This window comes from Idiomarina sp. X4, assembly GCF_002808045.1.
Lineage (GTDB): Bacteria > Pseudomonadota > Gammaproteobacteria > Enterobacterales > Alteromonadaceae > Idiomarina.
Genome location: NZ_CP025000.1, coordinates 2,081,764 through 2,103,939, shown reverse-complemented (window position 1 = coordinate 2,103,939; position 22,176 = coordinate 2,081,764). Strand labels below are relative to the sequence as shown.

General features: G+C 46.3%; 15 protein-coding genes and 2 tRNA genes. 3 read left to right on the top strand and 14 right to left on the bottom strand.

Annotation, left to right across the window (positions count from 1 at the left end):
* Positions 1-119: 119 nt before the first annotated feature.
* The 3 genes from CWC33_RS10150 to CWC33_RS10140 form a co-directional block, all read right to left on the bottom strand.
* Positions 120-3,296, bottom strand: coding sequence for an efflux RND transporter permease subunit (locus CWC33_RS10150; protein ID WP_100691821.1), 3,177 nt, complete (start codon positions 3,294-3,296; stop codon positions 120-122).
* A gap of 5 nt (positions 3,297-3,301) precedes the next feature.
* Entirely contained in the window at positions 3,302-4,531 is a 1,230-nt protein-coding gene (locus CWC33_RS10145) for an efflux RND transporter periplasmic adaptor subunit (protein ID WP_100691820.1), read from the bottom strand.
* 140 nt (positions 4,532-4,671) lie between these two features.
* A complete protein-coding gene (locus CWC33_RS10140) occupies positions 4,672-6,639 on the bottom strand; it encodes a monovalent cation:proton antiporter family protein (RefSeq protein ID WP_100691819.1) in 1,968 nt (655 codons plus the stop codon).
* A 159-nt stretch (positions 6,640-6,798) separates the two neighbouring features.
* Here CWC33_RS10140 and CWC33_RS10135 point away from each other — a divergent pair, with 159 nt between their 5' ends.
* On the top strand, positions 6,799-7,698 hold the full coding sequence (locus CWC33_RS10135) for a GGDEF domain-containing protein (RefSeq protein ID WP_100691818.1): 900 nt from the start codon (positions 6,799-6,801) through the stop codon (positions 7,696-7,698).
* Here the strand turns inward: CWC33_RS10135 and tilS are convergent.
* The 9 genes from tilS to dnaQ form a co-directional block, all read right to left on the bottom strand.
* Entirely contained in the window at positions 7,695-9,029 is a 1,335-nt protein-coding gene (tilS, locus tag CWC33_RS10130) for a tRNA lysidine(34) synthetase TilS (RefSeq protein WP_100691817.1), read from the bottom strand. The genes CWC33_RS10135 and tilS overlap by 4 nt on opposite strands.
* Positions 9,030-9,034: 5 nt before the next feature.
* On the bottom strand, positions 9,035-9,991 hold the full coding sequence (gene accA, locus CWC33_RS10125; RefSeq protein WP_088767869.1) for an acetyl-CoA carboxylase carboxyl transferase subunit alpha: 957 nt from the start codon (positions 9,989-9,991) through the stop codon (positions 9,035-9,037).
* A gap of 15 nt (positions 9,992-10,006) precedes the next feature.
* Entirely contained in the window at positions 10,007-13,483 is a 3,477-nt protein-coding gene (gene dnaE, locus CWC33_RS10120) for a DNA polymerase III subunit alpha (RefSeq protein ID WP_100691816.1), read from the bottom strand.
* A gap of 76 nt (positions 13,484-13,559) precedes the next feature.
* Positions 13,560-14,855, bottom strand: a complete 1,296-nt coding sequence (locus CWC33_RS10115) for an NAD(P)/FAD-dependent oxidoreductase (protein ID WP_100691815.1) — start codon at positions 14,853-14,855, stop codon at positions 13,560-13,562.
* Between the two features lie 93 nt (positions 14,856-14,948).
* Positions 14,949-17,126, bottom strand: coding sequence for a M3 family metallopeptidase (locus CWC33_RS10110; protein WP_100691814.1), 2,178 nt, complete (start codon positions 17,124-17,126; stop codon positions 14,949-14,951).
* A 224-nt stretch (positions 17,127-17,350) separates the two neighbouring features.
* Positions 17,351-17,427, bottom strand: a tRNA-Asp gene (locus tag CWC33_RS10105).
* Between the two features lie 25 nt (positions 17,428-17,452).
* Positions 17,453-17,529, bottom strand: a tRNA-Asp gene (locus CWC33_RS10100).
* Between the two features lie 134 nt (positions 17,530-17,663).
* Positions 17,664-18,968, bottom strand: a complete 1,305-nt coding sequence (locus CWC33_RS10095; RefSeq protein WP_232709787.1) for a TIGR03503 family protein — start codon at positions 18,966-18,968, stop codon at positions 17,664-17,666.
* Positions 18,953-19,660 carry a DNA polymerase III subunit epsilon gene (gene dnaQ / locus CWC33_RS10090; RefSeq protein WP_100691812.1) on the bottom strand — a complete coding sequence of 236 codons (708 nt, stop codon included), beginning with the start codon at positions 19,658-19,660 and terminating at the stop codon, positions 18,953-18,955. Before dnaQ ends, CWC33_RS10095 begins: the two co-directional genes overlap by 16 nt.
* A 51-nt stretch (positions 19,661-19,711) precedes the next feature.
* Between dnaQ and rnhA the strand changes: the two genes are divergently transcribed.
* A complete protein-coding gene (gene rnhA / locus CWC33_RS10085) occupies positions 19,712-20,185 on the top strand; it encodes a ribonuclease HI (protein WP_100691811.1) in 474 nt (157 codons plus the stop codon).
* Positions 20,186-20,190: 5 nt separating this feature from the next.
* Here rnhA and CWC33_RS10080 read toward each other — a convergent pair whose 3' ends face one another.
* Together CWC33_RS10080 and CWC33_RS10075 are read right to left on the bottom strand one after the other, a co-directional pair.
* Positions 20,191-20,580 (bottom strand): rhodanese-like domain-containing protein, encoded by a 390-nt coding sequence (locus CWC33_RS10080; protein WP_088767862.1) that lies wholly within the window; start codon positions 20,578-20,580, stop codon positions 20,191-20,193.
* Positions 20,581-20,582: 2 nt separating this feature from the next.
* Complete coding sequence (locus tag CWC33_RS10075; RefSeq protein ID WP_100691810.1) at positions 20,583-21,335, bottom strand: class I SAM-dependent methyltransferase; 753 nt, start codon at positions 21,333-21,335, stop codon at positions 20,583-20,585.
* Positions 21,336-21,409: 74 nt separating this feature from the next.
* On the opposite strand from CWC33_RS10075, the gene gloB reads away from it, so the two are divergent.
* Positions 21,410-22,171 carry a hydroxyacylglutathione hydrolase gene (gloB, locus tag CWC33_RS10070; protein WP_100691809.1) on the top strand — a complete coding sequence of 254 codons (762 nt, stop codon included), beginning with the start codon at positions 21,410-21,412 and terminating at the stop codon, positions 22,169-22,171.
* Positions 22,172-22,176 lie beyond the last annotated feature (5 nt).

Sequence of the window (22,176 nt, the reverse complement as noted above, 5' to 3'; positions counted from 1 at the left end):
AATGACCCGAAGCCTCAAATAATGTCTTAAAGTTATAGCATCAAGTTTACCAGTTTATGACAGCACATACGACAAAGCCGGCGCATATTGCCCCGGCTTTGTGTTCTTAAGACTTAACATTAATAGTCTTTCAATGCTTCCTCTGTGGTCATGTCTTTAGGCTCAGGCGGCTTCGCCAGTCCGTACCAGGACAAAAAGGACTGAGTATTGCGTTTTGCATCCGCCAATATCAGGTACAGACATGGTATTAATAAAAGCGTGATAATCGTCGCAAAAATAATACCGAACGCCAGTGATATTGCCATTGGAATAACAATTTTAGCCTGCAGACTCTTTTCCAGTACTATTGGTAATAAACCAAAGAAGGTCGTTAATGATGTCAAGGTTATAGCACGGAAGCGTCGGCAACCGGCGTCCAGTACCGCATGACGCAGATCCGTACCAGCAGCCCGGGCTCTGTTTACGTAGTCAACCATTACTAATGAGTCGTTAACAACAACACCAGCCAGGGCAATAATACCAAATAAACTTAAGATACTTACAGGCATACCCAATACCCAGTGCCCTAATACGGCACCGATAATACCGAACGGAATAACTGACATTATAATAAGTGGCTGACTATATGATTTCAGCGGAATCGCCATCAATGCATAGACAGCAAGCATAGCGAGTAATCCACCAATAGCCAAAGAGCCGGTTGCTTCCGCTTCATCCTGCGTCGCGCCCTGAAGTTGGAAGCCAACACTCGGGTACTTATCCAGAATGGTCTGAATTTTCTGCTCACGAACTTCTTTAACGATACGAAACGGCTCGACTGATTCTTTATCTACTCTAGCTCTGACATTCACAGAGCGCTCGCGATCAATTCGGGTAATGGTTGAGTAGCCTTCAGCAAACTCGATATTAGCCAGTTCTGTAAATGGAATTTCTGCACCATCTGCAGTACGAAGCTTCATATCCTGAAGGTTTCCAACTGACTGTCGTTGTGACTCTGGATAACGCACCATTACTTTGACTTCTTCGTCGCCTCGCTGAATACGCTGAGCTTCTGCTCCGTAAAACGCATAACGAACCTGAGTAGCCAGTTCAGCAAGGTTGATTCCCATCGCATTAGCCAACGGCTTAGTGGTAACAAGAATCTCATCTTTGCCATCACCAAAGGTGTCCTCAATGTCAAAGACGCCATCGTATTCACTTAAAACCACCTTTAAATCATCGGCTGCAGCCTTAAGTTCATTTAAGTCATCACCAACCAGCTGGAACTCAAGATCAAAGCCACTGCCGCCACCAATACCACCTTGGAAGTTAATGGTTCGGACACCTGCTAATTCAGGAACTTTCTCACGCCACTGATTAACGATTTCGTAGCCATCGATGTTACGTTCTTCTCCCTTTTTCAGTTCCGCAAACACTGTCCCGGCGACCGTTCCGTTCATCCAAATATTCGTATGTCGAACAACACCTTCACCTTCAGCCTCTTCGGCTTTTTCATCCACTTTATTAAGTGCCGCAGATACTTCGGTCAGAACTTCAATAGTCCGCTCTTCTGAGGTTCCGGGTTGCATTTCAACATTGGCGCGAATGAAATCACTTGGAATATCAGGGAAAAACACCCAACGCACAATACCGCCACTAATAAGCCCGACCATTAAAATGAGCATAGCGACAAACGTTGCCAGGGTTGTGTATCGATAATGCAGACATTTCTTCAAAAACGGTCGGTATTTATTGGTGACAAAGCGTTGTACGGTATTGGCAAAACCGTTACGGAAGCGCTGAAACGCGTTCGGCTTTTCAGTTTCCGTTTTTGAATATTTCATGTTGGCAATGTGCGCTGGCAGAATCAGTTTTGACTCAACCAAAGAGAATGCCAGACACAAAATAACCACCCAGGCGATAGACTCCCAGATAGCCCCCATACCACCGTCAACCATCAGCATTGGAATAAATGCCACCATGGTTGTTAAAACACCAAAGGTTGCCGGCATAGCAACACGCTTCGCACCGGCAACTACGTTATCGACCGACTTACCCTTTTCTTCGATTTCGGTATACGCACTTTCGCCTATAACAATGGCGTCATCAACCACTATACCTAACACCAATATAAAACCGAATAACGAAATCATGTTGATAGAAATATCAAACATGGGTAACGGCATCATTGCGATAGTCCCAAGGAAGCATACAGGTATTCCCAGCATGACCCAGAAAGCCAAACGCAATTGAAGGAATAAAGACAACATCAAGAAGACTAATAAGCCGCCCATCCACATGTTATTTAGCATGAGGTCCAGACGCCCTTGCAGGTAATACGAAGAGTCTCCCCACTGTGCTAACTTAACTTCATCAGGCAGTTCCTGTTGTTTTCTATCAACGTAGTTACGAACATATTCTGCAATTTTTAAGTCGTTTTGATCACCTACAGAATTAACACGAATAAACGTCGCAGGCTTGCCGTCAAAGCGAGTAAATGCTTCAGTTTCAACAAAGCCATCTTCAACTTTCGCTATGTCACCCAAGGTTAATCGAGTTCCGTCAGGGCGGCTAATCAATACAATCTTCTCAAACTCACCACCTTGATAAGCTTGGTTATTAGCCCGGAGTAAAATATCACCGTTAGGTGTCTTGATAGAACCACCAGCCACATCAATAGAGGTACCTCGAACCGCATTAACAATTTGCTGGAACGTCAAATTATAACGCTCGAGATCCTGCTGAGAGATTTGAATAGAAATTTCGTAGTCACGTGCACCAATCACGTCCACTTTAGTAATGCCGCCGACCGTTTTTAACTCATCACGAATGCTTTTCGCCAATTCTTTTCGAGTCCGCTCATTAACATCGCCGTAAACCGTCATCCAAATGACTTCCCGATTCGGTCTGACACGATAAATATTCGGCTTTTCTATCTGCTGCGGAAAGTTTGGAATGGCGTCAACAAGCATTTTGACTTCATCCATTACAACCTGGACATCGTAGTCAGGTTCAACTTCTAAAGTCACGCTACCAATACCCTCTTGCGAACGCGACGTCATTTCCTCAATACCGTCAACGTCCTCAATGGCATCTTCGATGAGCATAATAACGCCCTGCTCAACTTCCTGAGGTGCGGCACCGGGGAATGGCACTTGAATACTGATGATATTCAGCTCTATTTCCGGAAACATCTGCTTGCGCACAGAAAAAACCGACATTGCGCCTGCGACCAGAATAAGAATCATTAATAAGTTTGCAGCAACGGTATTACGTGCAAACCAAGAAATTATTCCTTTACGAGTATCTATGGACATAATGCTTACTCACTCTCACTATTAGCAGTGTCGGCGACTTGCTCACCCTGCCCATCATTTTCAGTTACCGTTTCCATCTGCTCAGGAAGTGGATCACCGGGTAGACGAACTTTCATTCCGTTCAGTGCATTCTTCAATTGCGTAAGAACAACCAAATCCCCGCTTTCCAGGCCATCACTGACAATGCTTGTGTTTGCTTGAGTACGCACTACTTCAACCGCTTTTTTCTTAAGCTTACGTTCTTCACCAACGGTCCATACTGAGCCATCAGGGTTAATCGCATAAGTTGGAACTTCCATAACCCCACTGACCTTTTGCCCTTCTACCTGAGCCTGAACAAATCGACCAAAGCGCAAAGGTTCTTTGTGTGTTTCACCATTAAGGTTATAAGGGTCTTTTACTTCTACAACACCATAAATAACTCTGCTCGCTTCATCCAAAACGCCCTCGGTTCTAACCAAACTACCCAACCACTGAGTATCGACCCCAGATACTTGAGACTCCAAAAGGACTTTCGGCTCAGTGTTAGACTCACCTGGCAAGTTCAAATAAGTAATGTCTAGGTCGCTTAATGGCAGACGTACTTCGGCCACTTCCGTTCCATACAAGGTTGCGATTTGCGAACCGGCACCGACAAACTGCCCTAAGTCTGCTTGCTTGCTTCTTAAGACGCTGTCATAAGGTGCACGTATTGTAGTACGTTCTAAGTTCCGTTCTGCCATAGCCAGGTTAGCTTCCGCTGACTCTAGCGCTGCTAAGGCACTGGCTAATTGAGGTTTGCGTAATCCCAGAGCCGGGGCTTCACCCTCTTTAAATTGCGCCCACTCTTCCTCAGCCACTCGAGCTCGAGCTTTTTCTTCCTCGAGAGCGGCCTGAGCTTGAAGTAACTGAGCTCGAGCTTGTTGAACCGCAACTTCATAGTCAGACGGATCAATTTGGAGCAGCGCATCCCCTTTTTTGAAAAAGCCGCCAGCATTGTATTTATCAGAAACACTAATAATTTGGCCGCTAACTTCAGCAACTAAAGTCGTGGAATGCTTCGGCACAGCAGTCCCCTGAGAATCAACCAGGAAGGTCATGTCTCGCGGAGTAACTTCCTTCACCTCGACCATAGCCGCAGGCTTCTGCTGTTGTTTCTTCTCTGGTGGTTTAGCAGCCATGCTCGCTAACACGGCAAGCAAGATTGCCAAAAGAATAATGAGAGGTGGTATAAAAGCGCGTTTTTTTAGTTTCATCACAGTTCGCTCAGCTTTAGTTAATTTTAAGATTTCTTATAGTGTTATTATCAGCCTAACAAATGTAAATTGTTAGACCTTAACTGTTGCGAACTGTGATTTTTCCCTAATAAGTTGTAACGGACTATTACAAAACTAAGTTACCCTTCCAATAACCAACGCTCCGCCGCCTCTACATAGCGCGGTTTTCCGACTAACAGAACCACGTCTTGAGGTTCAAATTCGGTGGCATCGTCCGGGTTAGGATACTCTTCATCGTCGCGGCGTATCGCTTTAAGCTGAACATTATGCTCTTCCCAATTTAGAGACGCGACTGTTTTGCCGTTCGCCCAAGCGCCTTCAGGTAAAGTTACCGCGCGCAAGAACTCCAGTTTATCCACCATTTCAGGCCCCATATCGGTTTCTGACCCCTGGAAAAACCCGTGCATTTCCCCGTAATGATTACGACGCTCTTTATCCAGGCGCGCTAAAATACGGCGAATAGGGATGCCACTGTGGCTTAATACATGAGAAATAAGCATTAGGCTGGCTTCGAGTGTGTCCGGCACAACCTGAGAAGCACCAGAATTTTGCAAAGCGCTTAGATTTTGATCGTCCCGACTGCGCACAATGACATAGGCGTTCGGATTGAGTAACCGCAGCTCTTTTAATACCTCTATTGCTCGCACATCATCTGCAAAACTGATAATAACCAGGTCAACTTTCTCAGCGCCAACCGCCCGTAATATGTCTTTGCGAGCACTGTCACCAAAGTAAACACGTGCGCCACCCGCAACCGCTTCCTGGACACGTAAAGGGTCGTTATCAACGGCTATGTGTGTAATACCTTCGGCATCCAAGAAGCGACTGATGGTTTGTCCTGTGCGTCCAAAACCACAAATAAGTACTTGATTTTCCAGTCCGTCCCCTTTTGGTATGCGCTGACTTTCTATTTGCTCAATAGGGTCAGGTGTGCGAATAATTGCATCGACTAAAGGCTTGAGGCGGTGAATAATGATTGGCGTTATCGCCATACTAAACACACCAATACCTATCATGCTGGTCACAATTTCCGGCGACAAAAGATTGTGATTATTGGCCAAAGCCACAATAACAAAACCAAACTCGCCCATTTGAAACAGCGATATCGCACTACCCCAGGAGTCGGTATCTCGCTCCCCCATCAGTCTGGCAACAGAACTGATAATGGCAATTTTAACAATGGACATGATCAAAACGGCCAGTAAGATCCAGTGCAGGTTGTTTACAAAGCCATCCAACTGTAACTGCATGCCTATGGTGGTGAAAAACAAGCCCATTAGAATGTCGCGGAACGGCCTAATATCAGCCTCTAACTGATGTTTGTATTGACTCTCGCCCAGCATCATACCGGCCAAAAACGCGCCAAGCGCCATCGACAAGCCAAATAAATGCGTCATACCACCGGCAACCAATGCGACCAACAAGGTTGCCAGTACAAACAGCTCGTCGGTTCTTTGCTTGGCTATTTCTTTAAATAAGTACGGTAGTACCCATTTACCCACAGCCATAAGTACAGCGATAACGGCGGTACCTTTGGCTAAGGCCAGGAGTAACGTATAACCGATACTGCCTGAATCTGACGCCAACAACGGAATAATAATTAGTAACGGAACAACCGCAATGTCCTGGAACAGCAAAATGGCTACCGTCATTTGCCCTCGTCGAGTCGCGGTTTGTGCACTTTCTTTGAGCTGTTTAATAACCACGGCAGTCGATGACAACGCCAGCGCCCCGGCAATCGCGAGTGACGCCGCCCACTCACCAAGCCAAAGGAAGCCGATAAGCATAAACACCAGTAATGAGCCAATGACCTGAGCTGCACCTAAACCAAATACCCAACGACGCATTGCCATCATTTTGGGCAAGGAAAATTCCAAACCAAGAGAGAACAGAAGGAAAACAATACCCAACTCTGCAACCAAGTGGTAATCGTCAGGATCCTTAATCCAACCCATGATTTCCGGCCCGGCTATAATTCCAGCCACCAGATACGCCAGTATTGCGGGTAGTTTTACTCTTCGGAAGAGCCATACAAGCACTACCGCTACCGCCAGTAACATCAATAAGCTGGAAAACGTCCCGTTCATTCAGTCCCTCTTTGTCTTAAATATTGCTGTCAAAATATTAACACTGTTTTGTTTCAGAAAAACTGACTTTATAACCATTTGTTTTAATTGTTATTTTTTATATTGGCTTGAATTTTGCTTAACGATATTCAGACAAAATTCACTGGAGTCAAATAGCACATGTTAGGTAAAGCTGTAATTAGAGATCGCTTAAACTCTGCTATCAACAAAACTCAGGCGTTGGTCAGCCAACTCACCTCAAGTGACGATATTAAAGCAAACTCATCGTCGTTGAGTGAGAAGCTGCAGACAACGCTTGATATTACCTCTTTGCTATCAATTTACAGCCATGCCGTTTTAGAGCGAATGCCTGTCAAAGCGATGCAATTTGTCTCCGATGATCAAGTCATTAACTTATGCGGTCAATACGACGAAAGTCACTTTGAATATGCGGTTATGCTTTACGCTGACGACCAATATCTTGGGCAAATGCTTTACCAATTCAAGCAACCGGCGTCGTACGCTGTAAAGCTTCGTCTTGAGCAAATGCATAAACAATTGACTTTCCCTTTGCGCAACTCCATGGCTTATTCCAAAGTACGTCAGGCAGCGGTTAAAGACCACCTAACCGGTGTTGGCAACCGATCGCTGCTCGATGAAACTCTGGCACACATCACCGCCAAACTTAAGCGCGACCCTCAAAAAGATGTGAGTATTGTGCTTATCGACATGGATAACTTTAAACAGGTGAATGATAACTTTGGTCATCAACAGGGTGATGAAGTATTACAGCAGTTCGCTCAGCTTATCAAACATGAACTCAGAGACACCGATCGCATTTTTCGCTACGGCGGCGATGAGTTCGTTTTGGTTTTGGAAGATACGCCCAAAAGCCAGGTGAGTGAAATTATTGAACGTATAAAGAAAGCCATTAGTCGCGATTCAAAGTTGATGTCTTTAAATGTTGCTTTTAGCTCAGGTGCGATACAGATGGAAAGCTTTCACTCTGCAGACGATGTTCTTGACGAAGTGGATAAGCGTTTGTACGAGGCAAAGTCATTGCGCTCTAGGGTGAACTAATCATTTAGCCATTGTAGCGACGTTTCCCAGCTTGGTTTTAACGTCGGCGGTTTGTGGTTTTCGGGATCTGTGGTCAACCAGCCTGTGACAGGTGTCCAGATACAGTTGTCGCCAGATTGTAAAACTGGCATCCGCTGCCTCAACCAGGGCGCTAAACCTCTTTCTTTCAGCCAGTCTATTAACTTCTTGCGTCCGCTCCGCCCAGGCTTGCCAAGTTTGCTTTTCGGATGGATGCAACTGATGGTAAGTCGTTCCGACTCCGACAATAAGCTTTCAGGAACCCGCAAACTTCCCCATCCGCCAAAATTTGTCAAGGGCTTGGAAATGGCTACTTCGGAAATAGCTTCCGGAGCACCGTCATCAACCCATAGAGCGTTCTGAAAATACCGAACCCAATAACCTTGGCAGCTAATTTCCAGCTGACTGTCTGAACGAACGTTCAAACTTTGCCGCCTTATTTGCTCGAGTTGCTCATAACTTGGCAAACTTTTGCCGAGCGTTTGAAGCCAGGTGCGCAGTAATGCACGTTGCATTGCCGCCGATGCGCCTTCGAGTATATTCAGAGGAAAACAATGGGAGCTCTTCTCTTGCTGAGCCAACTGTAACTTTTCCAGAAGTAGCTCATCCATGACGTCCTGTTGTTCGGCACACAGTTTGGCAGAGCGTATAACACTCATACCAAAGTGGGGCCAGCGTTTTTCTAATGTAGGAATAACGTCATGCCTTAAGAAGTTACGCTCAATTGTCGTGTCGTAGTTGGTGTCGTCTTCAATCCAGGTTAACTGATTAGACTCGGCGTAGCCTAAGATTTCATTTTTACTGGTACTCAGTAACGGTCGACAAATCGTGCGTTCCCCTTCCCAGGGCTGAACCTCAGCCATGGACGCTAAACCCTTAGGACCGCTACCTCGTTTTAATTGCAGCAAAAAGGTTTCTATTTGATCATTCTTATGTTGCCCTAGCAGCAACACCGCATTAGGTTCGGTCAGCTCTGCCAAACGCTTATAGCGAAGCTCTCGACCAATAGCTTCTTTGCTCACTCGACTTTTCATGGGAACTTCAAGAGGCTCAAAAATGGTATCAACCCCATAAGCCTTTGCAGCTTCGTGAATAACGTCTGACCATCGACCTGAGTCTGGATGAAAGCTATGATCCAAATGAATAGCTAAGTAATTGTACTGCGGGTTGTCGCGCCGAAAGCGCATCAATAAATCGAGGATGGTTTGTGAGTCGGCTCCACCACCTAAGGCAGCAACAATTTGCTGCCCCGGGTGCAGAGATAGTCGGTTAATAACATTTAAGAAACGCTCATAAAGCGCATCAGTGGACATTATGCTTAGCAGTACCCAAACGACATCAGTTTTTTGTAACGCTGATCCAAACGTTCAGACTTACTCAGTCCTTCCAATGATTTCACGTCTGACAGCAGTTGCTGCTTCAAACGGCTCGCCATTTCCTCTGCGTGGCGATGCGCACCGCCCAACGGCTCTGGGATAATAGCATCAATAAGGCCAAGCTCTTTACTCCGCTGCGCAGTAACCCCCATGGCTTCTGCCGCTAATGGCGCTTTACTGGCACTCTTCCATAGAATAGACGCACACCCTTCGGGTGAAATAACCGAGTAAGTGCTGTACTGCAACATATTCACTTTATCGCCAACACCAATCGCTAATGCACCACCTGAGCCTCCCTCACCAATTACCGTACAGATAATGGGCACATTCAGTCGCGACATAACTTTTAAGTTACGGGCAATGGCTTCACTTTGTCCGCGCTCTTCGGCACCAATGCCCGGGTAGGCTCCTGGGGTGTCGATGAATGTAATAATAGGTAAATTAAAACGTTCCGCGGTTTCCATTAATCGCAGCGCTTTGCGGTAGCCCTCTGGTTTTGGCATACCAAAGTTACGGCGAATTTTCTCTTTGGTCTCGCGTCCTTTCTGCTGGCCAATCACCATCACCGGTGTGCCATCAAGGCGTGCCATACCGCCAACAATAGCTTCGTCATTCGCAAACGTTCTATCACCCGCCAGCTCATCAAACTCGGTAAAAATCATCCGAATGTAATCGAGTGTATACGGTCGTAATGGATGGCGAGCCAACTGCGCAACCTGCCAGGCGCCTAAATCAGAAAATATTTTTTCTGTGAGCTCCTGGCTCTTCTTTGTTAAACGCTGAACTTCTTCTTCAATATTAATGTCAAGTTCGCCGCGCTTGCCGACTGACTTTAATTCTTCGATCTGCGCTTCGAGCTCAGCTATTGGCTGTTCAAAATCCAGAAAATTAAGGCTCATTCGCTGTCATTTCCTTTAAAATTCGAGTGAAACCTGCTGATTCCCCAGCAAGTTCTGTAATTCGTCTATTAATTCATCCGATGGCGTCACATACCAATTCGCTTCCACTGACAATTCTGCCTTCGCATACGACGAGTTATAACGAAGCTTTATTGGGCAGGTTCCTTTCGCATAAGGCGCCAGCACTGTCTCCAGCTTACCTGCCACACCATTTTCAAGTGCATCTTCCGTCAGCGTAATCGACAAACTGCGTAAATAACTCTCACGCGCTTGCTCGATAGCCATCACTTCTCTAGCGGTCATTGTATTGCTATTACTAAAGTTATCAAATCTGACCTCACCTTTTACCCACAAAATTCGGTCTTTTTCGAGCAATTCTTGATAACTTTCGTATTCATTGCTGAATAATCGTACATCCATGCGCGCCGTCTTGTCATCTAACGTTACTATAGCAAAACGTTGGCCCCGTTTGTTTGTCAGCACGCGAATATCTATCACGAGTCCCGCAATAGCAACACTTTGGTCTTTTGGTGTAGGACCGACATTAGACAGAGTATTTGACACATAGTGTTTCAACTCACTTCTAAAGCGGTTAATGGGGTGTCCGGTGAGGTAAAGCCCAAGAGTCTCCCGTTCACCTTCCAGCCACACGGCCTCCGGCCAGTGACGCACTTGCACAAATTCCTGCTCAACGGCTTCCGGCTCGGTAGTCAGCACACCAAACATATCGGACTGACCAATTTGCTCTGCCTGCAAATGCTGCTCTGCCTGGCGAATGGCTTTTTCCAGCGTCGCCATAAGCGCCGCGCGGTGTGGTCCTAAATTATCCATAGCACCTGCTCGTATTAGCCGCTCCAGAACCCGCTTATTCATTTTTTTCAAATTCACCCGACAGCAGAAGTCGAACAAATCTTTGAACGGACCACCTTCATTTCTAGCTTGAATAATAGACTCAATCGGCGCTTCGCCAACACCTTTAATAGCCCCAATGCCATAAACAACACGCTGTTGTTCATCAACAGTAAACTTATAGGCGCCCTTATTGACGTCTGGCGGCAATAATTCAAGACCCATTCGCTCACACTCATCCGCCAGCGTAACAATTTTATCGGTGTTATCCATATCCGCTGACATCACCGCAGCCATAAACTCTGCCGGATAATGAGTCTTCATCCACAGCGTTTGATACGACACTAAGGCATAAGCGGCCGAGTGCGATTTATTAAACCCATAACCGGCGAACTTCTCTACCAAATCGAAGATTTTCATCGCCAATTCAGGGTCAATATTATTCTTCGCTGCTCCTTCCCGGAAAATCTCGCGCTGCTTTGCCATTTCCTCGGGCTTTTTCTTACCCATAGCTCGACGCAACAAATCAGCGCCACCCAGAGTATAGCCCGCCAGTACCTGTGCAATTTGCATAACTTGCTCTTGGTACAAAATAACGCCGTATGTCGGTTCGAGAATCGGCTGCAAGCTGTCATGCTGATACTTAACATCCGGATAAGAGATTTCTTCACGACCATGCTTTCGGTCAATGAAGTTATCGACCATACCCGACTGCAACGGTCCCGGTCTGAATAGAGCAACCAATGCGATAATGTCTTCAAAAGAGTCAGGCAAAAGCTTCTTAATTAGCTCCTTCATGCCGCGCGACTCCAGCTGGAAAACGGCGGTTGTTTCGGCCTTTTTAAGTAATTTGAAACATGCCGGATCGGTCAAATCGATAGCGGTGATATCGATAAGCTCTTCGCCTGCTTTCTCCTTGCGGGCATTTACCATATCGACGGCCCACTGAATAATGGTCAGTGTTCGCAAGCCTAAAAAGTCAAACTTGACCAAGCCGGCCGATTCAACATCGTTTTTATCAAACTGGGTGACCGGGTTCTTGCCTTCATCGTCACAATACAGCGGTGAGAAGTCGGTAATAGTGGTAGGCGAAATAACCACGCCACCGGCGTGTTTACCGGCATTACGTGTGACACCCTCTAGAATCCTGGCCATATCAATAATGGCTTTGACCTCACCGTCCTGATCGTACAATTCTCCCAGCTGAGGCTCTATTTCAAATGCCTTCTCCAGCGTCATCCCCGGGTCACCGGGCACTAACTTCGATATGCGATCAACAAAGCCATACGGGTGTCCCAGGACACGCCCTACATCACGTATTGCGGCTTTCGCAGCCATGGTGCCAAACGTAATGATCTGCGATACCGCTTCGCGACCGTACAAATCGGCAACGTGGTCAATAACCTCATCACGACGATCCATACAGAAGTCCACATCAAAGTCCGGCATAGAGACCCGTTCAGGGTTCAGAAACCGTTCGAAAAGCAGGTCAAACTCGAGCGGATCCAAATCGGTAATTTTCAGTGCGTAAGCAACTAACGACCCCGCACCCGACCCTCGCCCCGGACCAACGGGTATGCCATTGTCTTTACTCCACTGGATGAACTCCATAACGATAAGGAAGTAGCCCGGGAAGCCCATCCCATTAATGACGTTAAGCTCTTCTACTAGACGCTCATCATATTCTGGACGTTTAGCCGCGCGTTCTTCCTCGTCAGGAAAGAGAAACGCGAGACGCTCTTCTAAACCTTCTTCAGACACTTTGACCAAGTAGTCTTCCGTCGTCATATCTCCGGTCGGAAATTTCGGCAGAAAGTATTCGCCTAAACGGACCGTCACATTACATCGCTTAGCGATTTCAACGGTATTTTCCAACGCTTCAGGAATATCGGAGAACAGCTCCGCCATTTCTTCGGCCGTTTTTAGATACTGTTGCGGCGAATACTTCTTGGGGCGGCGGCGATCTTCAAGCTGATAACCGTCATGAATAGATACACGAATCTCATGGGCGTCAAAGTTTTCTTCCTTCAGAAAAACGACTTCGTTGGTCGCAACGACGGGTAGCTGTGTTTCACCAGCTAACTTTACCGCTTTGTGCAGGTAGTCTTCTTCTTTAGGACGTCCAGTTCGCACCAATTCAAGATAAAAGCGATCAGGAAAATACTCTTGATAAAAGTCCAATGCCGCATCAAGTTCTTTATCGTCGTTTCTCAATAATGCATGGCCGATATCACCTTCACGAGCGCCGGAGAGCAAAATAATCCCCTGGTTGTGCTCTTTTAGCCAGTCTTTATCAATAACGGGTTTATCCGCTATGTGTCCTCGCAAATAAGCTTTCGACATTAACTGTGTAATTTGCTGATAACCGTCGTTATCCATTGCCAATGCCGTCAAACGAAATATCTCACCTTCCGGATAGCTGTGCTGTACCCAAAAGTCACACCCGATAATAGGTTTTAATCCTAATTTATGCGCCGTACCGTAATAACGAACCAGACCACAAAAATTCATTTGATCGGTTATCGCTAATGCCGGCATACCGGCGTCAGCTACGGCATCACATATCGGGCCGACTTTGGCTAAGCCATCGACCATGGAGAAGTCGCTGTGAATGCGTAAATGGATAAAGTTTGGTGCTGTCATTTCGCCGTGTCAGTCTACTTTTTTATTCTAATGTCAGACGCCATATTGTGCCTGATGCGACTACTGAAGTATATCGTCAATGCAACTTCAGACGGGGTTTCACCGCATGGTTTAACTTATCGACCAACAGAATTAAAAACATTTTCCACCAGCCATGCAACGCTCGCTGATGCATGCGGTACAAGCTAGCGTAGGCCCATCGTGCTAATGTCCCTTCAATCGACATAGACACACTTTTGCTTTGCATTAAATTGCCCACCGCCGAAAAACGACTCAGCGAAACTAGCGAGCCTCTGTCTTTGTAACGAAAAGGTTTGGGGTCGCGGCCAGCATATTCCCGTGAAATATTTTTGTATAAACATTCAGCCATCTGATGCGCGGATTGAGCACGCGGCGGCACCCAGCGTTCGTCGTCAATCCGACAGGCCGAACAATCGCCCATTGCATAAATGGACTTATCTGAAACTGACTGAAGGTACTCATTAACTTCTATTTGATTGTTTTTTCTAAGTTGTAAATTCCAGGACTGGGTAATATCCGGCGCTCTGACACCTGCTGCCCATACCATCATATCGGCCGTTATTGGCTCCCCCTCTGAAAGGCAAAGCTGTTGTTTTGTTACCTCTTTAACCGGGTTATTCAAGATGACCTCCACACCCAGCTTACGGAGTTTCTTCAGAACGGAAGTGGATAAACGTTCCGGTAAAGCCGGTAGCAACCTCTCTCCAGCCTCAATCAACTGAACCTTGAAGTGGCTTCTATCGAGATGTTTGAGTCCGTAAATAGACAATAAGGACACCGAGTGAACAAGCTCCGCAGCTAACTCGACGCCAGTCGCACCGCCGCCAACAATAGCCAATGACAATTCAGCCTCTTTACCATCCTCGAGTGCTTGGTTCACTCTCAAAAACTCGTCGAGCAGCTCAGCATGAAATGCGTCAGCTTGTTTTAAAGAGTCCAAAAAATAGCAATTCTCTTTGACCCCAGGGGTACCGAAATCTGCAGTGACACTGCCAACGGCTAGAATCAAACGATCATAGGGCACGTTTCTTGTACTTAGGACTTCCTCACCCTCGCTATTATTAATGGCCGCAAGGGTGACAGTTTTGGCATCTTTATCAACGTGTTCCAACGTACCAATCAGAAACTGAAAGCCTTCCCGGGCGCTTTGTCCTCGATAATCAACCTCTGCCAATCTTGAGTCTAAAGCGCCAGAAGCAACCTCATGTAATAACGGTTTCCAAAGATGTGTTGTGTTGCGATCTATCAAGGTAATTTGAGCTTTACCTTTACGCCCCAATTTACGACCTAGCTGTGTCGCTAACTCAAGTCCACCTGCGCCACCGCCAACAATTACTATCCGTTCCTTCATTACCGACCTCATCCTGTAGATACAAAAAAGCCACTGACGATGATAACGCCAGTGGCTTTTTATAGCGACTATTCAGTCATTTTTTATAGCAGCTTAGTCGATACTTGGATCCGTCAGACCTCGACGCTCCAATAACGCTTCAACTGTTGGCTCTTGACCACGCCAATCGATGTACTGCTGCATTGGATCTTTACTGTTACCTTGCGACAGAATCTCTTTACGGAATGCTTGGCCATTTTCCAGCGTTAAACCACCATTGTTGTTCATATGTTTAAACGCGTCAGCCGCTAAGACTTCACTCCACATGTACGCATAGTAACCTGCAGAATAACCACCCGCGAATACGTGCGCAAAATAAGTCGAACGATAACGAGGAGGCACCGCTTCAACTAAAACACCGTTACGCTCTAACGCTTCTTTTTCAAACGCTTGTACGTCCTTAATTTCAGTACCTGGTTCAACCGTATGGTATTCAAGATCCAGTAACGCAGCTGCTACATACTCTAGAGTATCAAAACCTTGGTTGAAATTACGCGCAGCTAATACTTTGTCCAACAACTCTTGTGGGATTTGTTCACCCGTTTCGTAGTGCTTCGCAAAGTTATTAATCACTTTTTCATTCAACATCCAGTCTTCCTGGAACGTTGAAGGGAACTCGACATAGTCACGAGACACCGATGTACCCGCTAATGAAGGGTAAGTCACATCTGAGAACATGCCATGAAGCGCGTGTCCCATTTCGTGGAACATTGTCGATACCTCATCAAAACTCAGGAATGTCGGCTCACCCTCTGGCGCTTTTGTGATATTCATGTTGTTCAGAATAACCGGCTTCTGGTTCATCAGCTCAGACTGAGTACGGAAAGAGCTCATCCATGCGCCGCCACGCTTACTATCACGTGCATAATAGTCAGCGTAGAAAAGGCCTAAACTGCTGCCGTCAACGTCGAAGACTTCGTAAACTTTTACGTCTTCCTGATATACAGGAATGTCTTTACGCTCTTCAAACTTAATACCGAACAGCTCACCCATTGCATAGAAAACACCGTCTTCTAATACACGGTTAAATTCGAAGTATTTTTTTACTTCATCAGAATCGAGTGAATACTTCTCTGCACGCACTTTCTCAGCGTAATAGAACCAGTCCCAAGGCTTCAATTCGAAATCTTTACCGTCCGCGTCAATCGCCGCCTGAATTTCCGCCGCTTCACGTTCCACATTTGAAACTACCGCAGGCACTAAGTCGCGCAGCATTTTCTTCGCCGCATCAGGGTTACCTGCCATGTTCGTTTCCAGAACATAGTCACCCCAAGAGTTGTAGCCCAAAAGTTGCGCTTTATCAGCACGCAGCTTAACTAACTGTTTAACCAATGGGTTTTGATCGGTTTCCGTGTTGCCAGTACCACGGTTTGCAGACGCTTCCCAGATTTCCTGACGAAGCTCACGATTTTCCAGTTCAGCTAAGATAGACTGGCGAGTGGTATTCGTCAGAACAATCGCGTACTGGCCTTCTTTATCGCGGCTTTTCGCTGCATTCGCCAGACTCTCAATACGGCTATCACTTAAGCCTGCCAACTTTTCTTTGTCGTCAACAAACACAACGGTTTCTTGGGTCAGCGACATTAAACCATCGCGGAATTCGTTAGTCAGGCTTGAAAGCTGCTCATTGATTTCACGAATTTGCGCTTTCTCATCTTCGTTTAGGAGTGCACCTGAACGAACGAAGTCTTTATAGGTTTCTTCCAGAAGGCGCTTTTCTTCACCATTTAATTCCAGCTCATCGCGCTGTTCGTATAAGGTTTTGATTCGAGCAAACAAGTCTGGGTTTAAGCTAATGTTGTCACCATGAGCCGCCATTTTGGGTGCAAGTTCAGCTTGCAGTTCGCGAATTTGGTCATTCGAGTGTGACGAAGACAAGTTATAGAATACAGAGCTTACACGACCAAGAATTGCGCCAGACTTTTCCATCGCAACAATAGTGTTTTCAAACGTTGGTTCTTCAGAGTTGGTCGCAATGGCTTTAATTTCTTCCATATGCTCTTTCATGCCACGCTCAAAAGCAGGCTTGAAGTGTTTAAACTCAATGGCATTGAAGTCAGGCGCTTGATAAAGCAGTGAGCTGGCTTCGAAGAATGGGTTCATTGCCGTTGCTTCCTGGCTACTTTCAGCTTGTGCAGAACCGTTTTCAGTATTTGATGGCTTGCTCGCATCGCTGCAAGCGCCGAGTGATACCGCTGCACCAATTGCGACGGCTAATAATGTTTTACGCATGGATAACTCCCACTGTTTCTTGTCATTGTGATTTTTGTGCCATTACTCTAGCCCTGTATGAGCGCTTGCTCAAGGGGTAAGCGTCAAAAAGCCCATTCTTAGAGGTAAAAAGCAGGAGGTACAAGTCGAATGCGAAAACGATTCAGCCAAACCAAGCAAGACCGGCTTTGGTGGTATCTAAAAAAATAATTGGTGATGCTGCACAGATTTGCGCTTAAGAAAAATGGCGGAGTGGACGGGACTCGAACCCGCGACCCCCGGCGTGACAGGCCGGTATTCTAACCAACTGAACTACCACTCCGCAAAAATTCGGGGGATGTACTAAATGGCGGAGTGGACGGGACTCGAACCCGCGACCCCCGGCGTGACAGGCCGGTATTCTAACCAACTGAACTACCACTCCGCATCAGTACTGCGTTGAAGTATGTCCCTCAACGCGGCGTGCATATTACGAGTGAGGGACAAATGAGTCAACACTTTTTTTAAAGATTTTTTCTGTTTGTCTGATTTATATTCAGTTTTGCGGTTTTTTAACCACTAAGCGTCATTTTTATCAGTTTTCTTCTTTCTGAACTTAAACCACCACAGTGCAAAAAGCGCGATAAAAATTATCAATAGGTTCACTATGACAATGATAATTAAGTTCATCATTGCCTGCTTTTCCTTTGCTTCACGCTCTTGTCGTTCAACTTCCCTCTGACGCTCTGCTTCAATACGCTGCCGTTCTGCTATTTCCGCGGCTGTGGGTTCAGGTGGCGGTGGCTCTGTGGAAATAAAACTAAAATCATCAAGCCTGGCTTCAAACTCACGTCCGGCCAACGTGGTCGCAAAAATATCAATATCAATTAAGTGCTTACCGAATGCCAAATTCGCAATAGGCACCTGATACGGAAATTCATCAACCTGGCTAAAGGTAAATTTGCGCACTTCGCCATTAGGAAATTGCGTTTCACCATTAACCACCAAACTATCCGGGTCTATTTCGTTCTCATTAACCGTTACAATCAGTTGGTGGTCATCTTCTACAGCGTCAGACTCTATCACTTCAAAATCAACGGGTAACGGCTTAACCACTAAAGGACCAAATTCAAACACTCGCTCATAAAGCGGCGTGGTCATTTCATAAGTCGCCATCCATTCGCCGGGTTCAACATCTAAGTTAAAAAAACCGGTAAACACGCCGTCACCAACACGCTCGTCATGACCGCGCCCATTATCCAGGAACTGCGCCACTCGCACTGGTGTCGCGCCAAAGTTATCAAAATCGGCGTTATTGGTACTGATAAAAAGCACATCGAGAGTCACCGTCTGTCGAAAACGTGCTGTTTCGACAATGTCTTCTCCATTATAGAGTCGACCTTCTACTTTCAGCTCTTCGTTCTGATACAGCGGCTCTGGCAACGGATCGGCTTCGAAGCGAATATCAGAAACGACTAAAGCCTTATTCTCTTCATCAATACGCCCTGCCGCCTGCCATGGACCGGGCTGCGGTTTTTTAATGCGAATAATGTCGAAATTTGGATCGGTATACCAGGTCACTTGGTCGGTAGGGTAGCGGCTGTCATACCACTTGCTACCGTCAGGCTTAATTAATATTAAGGGCTTACTGCCCGGCTCCCGAAAAAATAGCAAGGTGATTTCATCAACGTTTTCATCAATTCGAAAGCGCTGCCCGTCGATAGGAAGTTTGTTGCTCATGTCACCATCGATGAGCGACATCGCCTTTTTAAGAGCGTCGTCCTTAGATGACGCGTCCGATGTTTGCTGTACTGCGGTCACTGAACTGGAAAGCAGAACAAATGCCAGCGCAGCCCAGACAAGCTGAGTTATGAATCTAGCCACAAACAGCGCCCACCCTCTTCTTTAACTTTATCAAGCCGTTGTTGATGTAATACTTCTTCATCGGCTGATGCACGCAAAACCTTTAATTGTGGACGGTTATCAATGGCCTGATGCTGTATTTCACCGGCAACACCCGATGCGGACTTTTTGTTTTCTGACAAGTTGAGGGCTCTTTGCCCACCGGTCATCATTAAGTAAACGTCAGCCAGTATTTCCGCATCGAGTAGGGCTCCGTGCAGCTCACGCGACGAATTGTCGACATCATAAGCACGGCACAAAGCGTCCAGGTTGTTCTTTTGACCCGGCCGCATTTCCCGGGCGAGCTGCAAAGTATCCAGTACGGTACTGAAATCGCTGGTCAGACCCGGGAAAGGCTTCATTCTCGAAAACTCAGCGTCCATATGGCCGACGTCAAACGGTGCATTGTGAATCACCAGCTGAGCGCCTTTAATAAACTCAATAAAGTCGTCACAAACCTGAGCAAACACCGGTTTATCGATCAAGAAATCGTTAGTAATACCATGAATTTTTATGGCTTCTTCTTCCACCACTCGCTCAGGGTTGATGTACACATGAAAGTGATTCCCGGTGAGCTTCCGATCAATAAGCTCAACACAGCCTATTTCAATTATTCTGTGCCCTTTCTGAGGGTCTATGCCCGTGGTTTCCGTATCTAAAACGACCTGACGCATTTAAAATTCCTGATATACTGGCTGAAACTTTTCAATATAGTACCAATTAACATGCCCAACTCAAAAACTGTTCACATCTATACTGACGGCTCATGCCTTGGCAATCCGGGGCCAGGGGGTTATGGCATTGTTATGGAGTATGGTTCTCACCACAAAGAAATGAGTCAGGGCTATCGGTTAACCACGAATAATCGTATGGAAATGCTGGCAACCATTGTTGCGCTAAAAGCGTTAAAACGCTCCTGCGAGATCGTCCTTTCCACAGACAGCCAATACGTTAAACAAGGCATTGAGCAGTGGATGACCAAGTGGCGTAAAAACGGCTGGAAAACAGCCGCAAAGAAGCCGGTTAAAAACCAGGATCTCTGGGTTCAGTTAGACGAGCAAGTTCGAAACCATAAAATAAAATGGCAATGGGTAAAGGGCCATTCAGGGCACCCTCAAAACGAACGTTGTGATGAGCTGGCCCGCGACGCTGCCAGTCGCGAGCCCTTACTCGAAGATACAGGGTTTAAACCTGAATAGGTGAGTTACTCACCCGCCACGACTGGGCGTTTCTCTTCCTGCCATGCGGTCATGCCGCCGTCGACGCTATAAACGTTATTAAAGCCCATGCGCTCAAGGCTCTCAGCGGCTAACGCTGAGCGCCCACCTGTTTTGCAGATAAGATACAGTGGCTTTTGCGAGATACGCTCTAATGCATCATCGTACCCAGCAACGTCGGGGTGTTGATTCAGCTGCATTTCCAACACGCCGCGCGGCATGTTCACCGCTTCGCGAATGTGACCCTGACTGTATTCCGCCGGTTCGCGCACATCAATCACTCTAGCGCCCTGCTCTATGGCTTTTTGCAACTCTTCCGTATTCGCTTCTTTTACGTTTGCTTTCGCTTTTCCACATAATTCTTTTGCTGTAATCATAATTACCTCTCTGACTTATCTAATTTAAAACTGTCCGATGTCATTGCTGTCGCTGGCCGTCGCCTTGACAGGCTGATCTTTCGTCGTGTTGATACTGAGTTAATTCGACCAATCAATGTCTGCTTGGTTGCCACTAATAAATACGCTGCACTAAACGGTTTAACTTTTTCACAGAGTGCACTGGACCAGTCCTGTCCTTGAAATTCAGCTTTATGCAACAAATGCGGGACGAAATACTCGCTGTATTTTACGTCGAACCCCAATAGCGCCAGCCAGTCTTTCATTCTTGCTATTGAAAAATAACGTCCGCACCAGGGAAATGGTTTTACATGGCGTAAGAAAAAACCACTTACCACCGCTGGACTTAGTGGGTTAAATCCCATTAATACCAAGACACCATCGTCATCCAGAACCCGTGTGTACTCTCTTAAAAGTTGGTGGGGATGTTGATGGAATTCAAGGGTAAAAGGACTAATTAAAGTGTCAACACTGTCGGTTTTTATTGGCAACTCGGTCAGTATTCCTAACATATCCGCCTGTCCCGATGGCGCAACTGAAACCCTGTCCATATGCTCTTGTTGCTGAAGTTCTGCCCCTAAATTGCCGACAATGACCTGGCAACCGGGCTTCATCTTACGCTCATAACGGCGCATAACCTCACGAGTTTGAGACTTAATGAAGTCTCCGCAAGCCAGACTGCTCCACTGTGTAGGTGTCTTTAACGGAGCCTTAGAATATGCCGGTTTAATAAACACTGCGTCATCCTGTATTATGGGAGCATTCTGTCACTATCGCTAACTCATCATAGCTTAGCGTTATCGAGGTTTCTATGCGAGTTCACCCTATTTGTGCGTTTGACGACAATTACATTTGGGCAATTGAGACAAACACAAACGATGGCGTCATTATTGTTGATCCCGGCGAGTCCCCTCCCGTTTTTGAGTGGCTGAAAGAGAATAGTAAAACCATTACCGCTATTTTTGTCACGCACCATCACTATGATCATACTGGCGGTATTGCTGACTTGCTCAAAGAATACGCATGTCCGGTTATTGGTCCACACAACCCCGAGATAAAAACCATTACCCAGCCGGTCAAAGAAGGTGAGCACTTTTCAATGGCTGGCGTTGAATGGGAAGTCATGGAAACTCCAGGACACACACTTGATCACATTAGTTTTTACACGCCCGGATTTCTGTTCTGTGGGGACACGCTATTTTCCGGTGGCTGTGGACGTATGTTTGAGGGAACGCCGGAGCAATTTAGTCGGTCGTTACTTAAGCTTCGTCAACTTCCCGGGGATACTCGAGTGTTTTGCGCACATGAATACACACAGGCTAACTTAGACTTTGCGCAAAAAGTAGAGCCTGACAACGCGATACTGAAAAGTTATGCCGAAAAGGTCAAAATGCTACGCGAACAAAATGAAATTACACTGCCGAGCACACTGCAACTGGAGCTTGCGATAAATCCGTTCCTTCGATTTGATCAAAAAACAGTGATAGAAGCGGCATCTGAACACTCCGGAAGTGTAAAAAATGCCCCTGAGGACGTTTTTTACACTATTAGACAGTGGAAAGATAACGGCTGATTCTT

What these genes read in the sequence shown, in the direction of transcription:
- CWC33_RS10150 (WP_100691821.1), bottom strand. Translation starts at nt 3,296, where the DNA reads ATGTCCATAGATACTCGTAAAGGAATAATTTCTTGGTTTGCACGTAAT.
- CWC33_RS10145 (WP_100691820.1), bottom strand. Translation starts at nt 4,531, where the DNA reads ATGAAACTAAAAAAACGCGCTTTTATACCACCTCTCATTATTCTTTTG.
- CWC33_RS10140 (WP_100691819.1), bottom strand. Translation starts at nt 6,639, where the DNA reads ATGAACGGGACGTTTTCCAGCTTATTGATGTTACTGGCGGTAGCGGTA.
- CWC33_RS10135 (WP_100691818.1), top strand. Translation starts at nt 6,799, where the DNA reads ATGTTAGGTAAAGCTGTAATTAGAGATCGCTTAAACTCTGCTATCAAC.
- tilS (WP_100691817.1), bottom strand. Translation starts at nt 9,029, where the DNA reads ATGTCCACTGATGCGCTTTATGAGCGTTTCTTAAATGTTATTAACCGA.
- accA (WP_088767869.1), bottom strand. Translation starts at nt 9,991, where the DNA reads ATGAGCCTTAATTTTCTGGATTTTGAACAGCCAATAGCTGAGCTCGAA.
- dnaE (WP_100691816.1), bottom strand. Translation starts at nt 13,483, where the DNA reads ATGACAGCACCAAACTTTATCCATTTACGCATTCACAGCGACTTCTCC.
- CWC33_RS10115 (WP_100691815.1), bottom strand. Translation starts at nt 14,855, where the DNA reads ATGAAGGAACGGATAGTAATTGTTGGCGGTGGCGCAGGTGGACTTGAG.
- CWC33_RS10110 (WP_100691814.1), bottom strand. Translation starts at nt 17,126, where the DNA reads ATGCGTAAAACATTATTAGCCGTCGCAATTGGTGCAGCGGTATCACTC.
- dnaQ (WP_100691812.1), bottom strand. Translation starts at nt 19,660, where the DNA reads ATGCGTCAGGTCGTTTTAGATACGGAAACCACGGGCATAGACCCTCAG.
- rnhA (WP_100691811.1), top strand. Translation starts at nt 19,712, where the DNA reads ATGCCCAACTCAAAAACTGTTCACATCTATACTGACGGCTCATGCCTT.
- CWC33_RS10080 (WP_088767862.1), bottom strand. Translation starts at nt 20,580, where the DNA reads ATGATTACAGCAAAAGAATTATGTGGAAAAGCGAAAGCAAACGTAAAA.
- gloB (WP_100691809.1), top strand. Translation starts at nt 21,410, where the DNA reads ATGCGAGTTCACCCTATTTGTGCGTTTGACGACAATTACATTTGGGCA.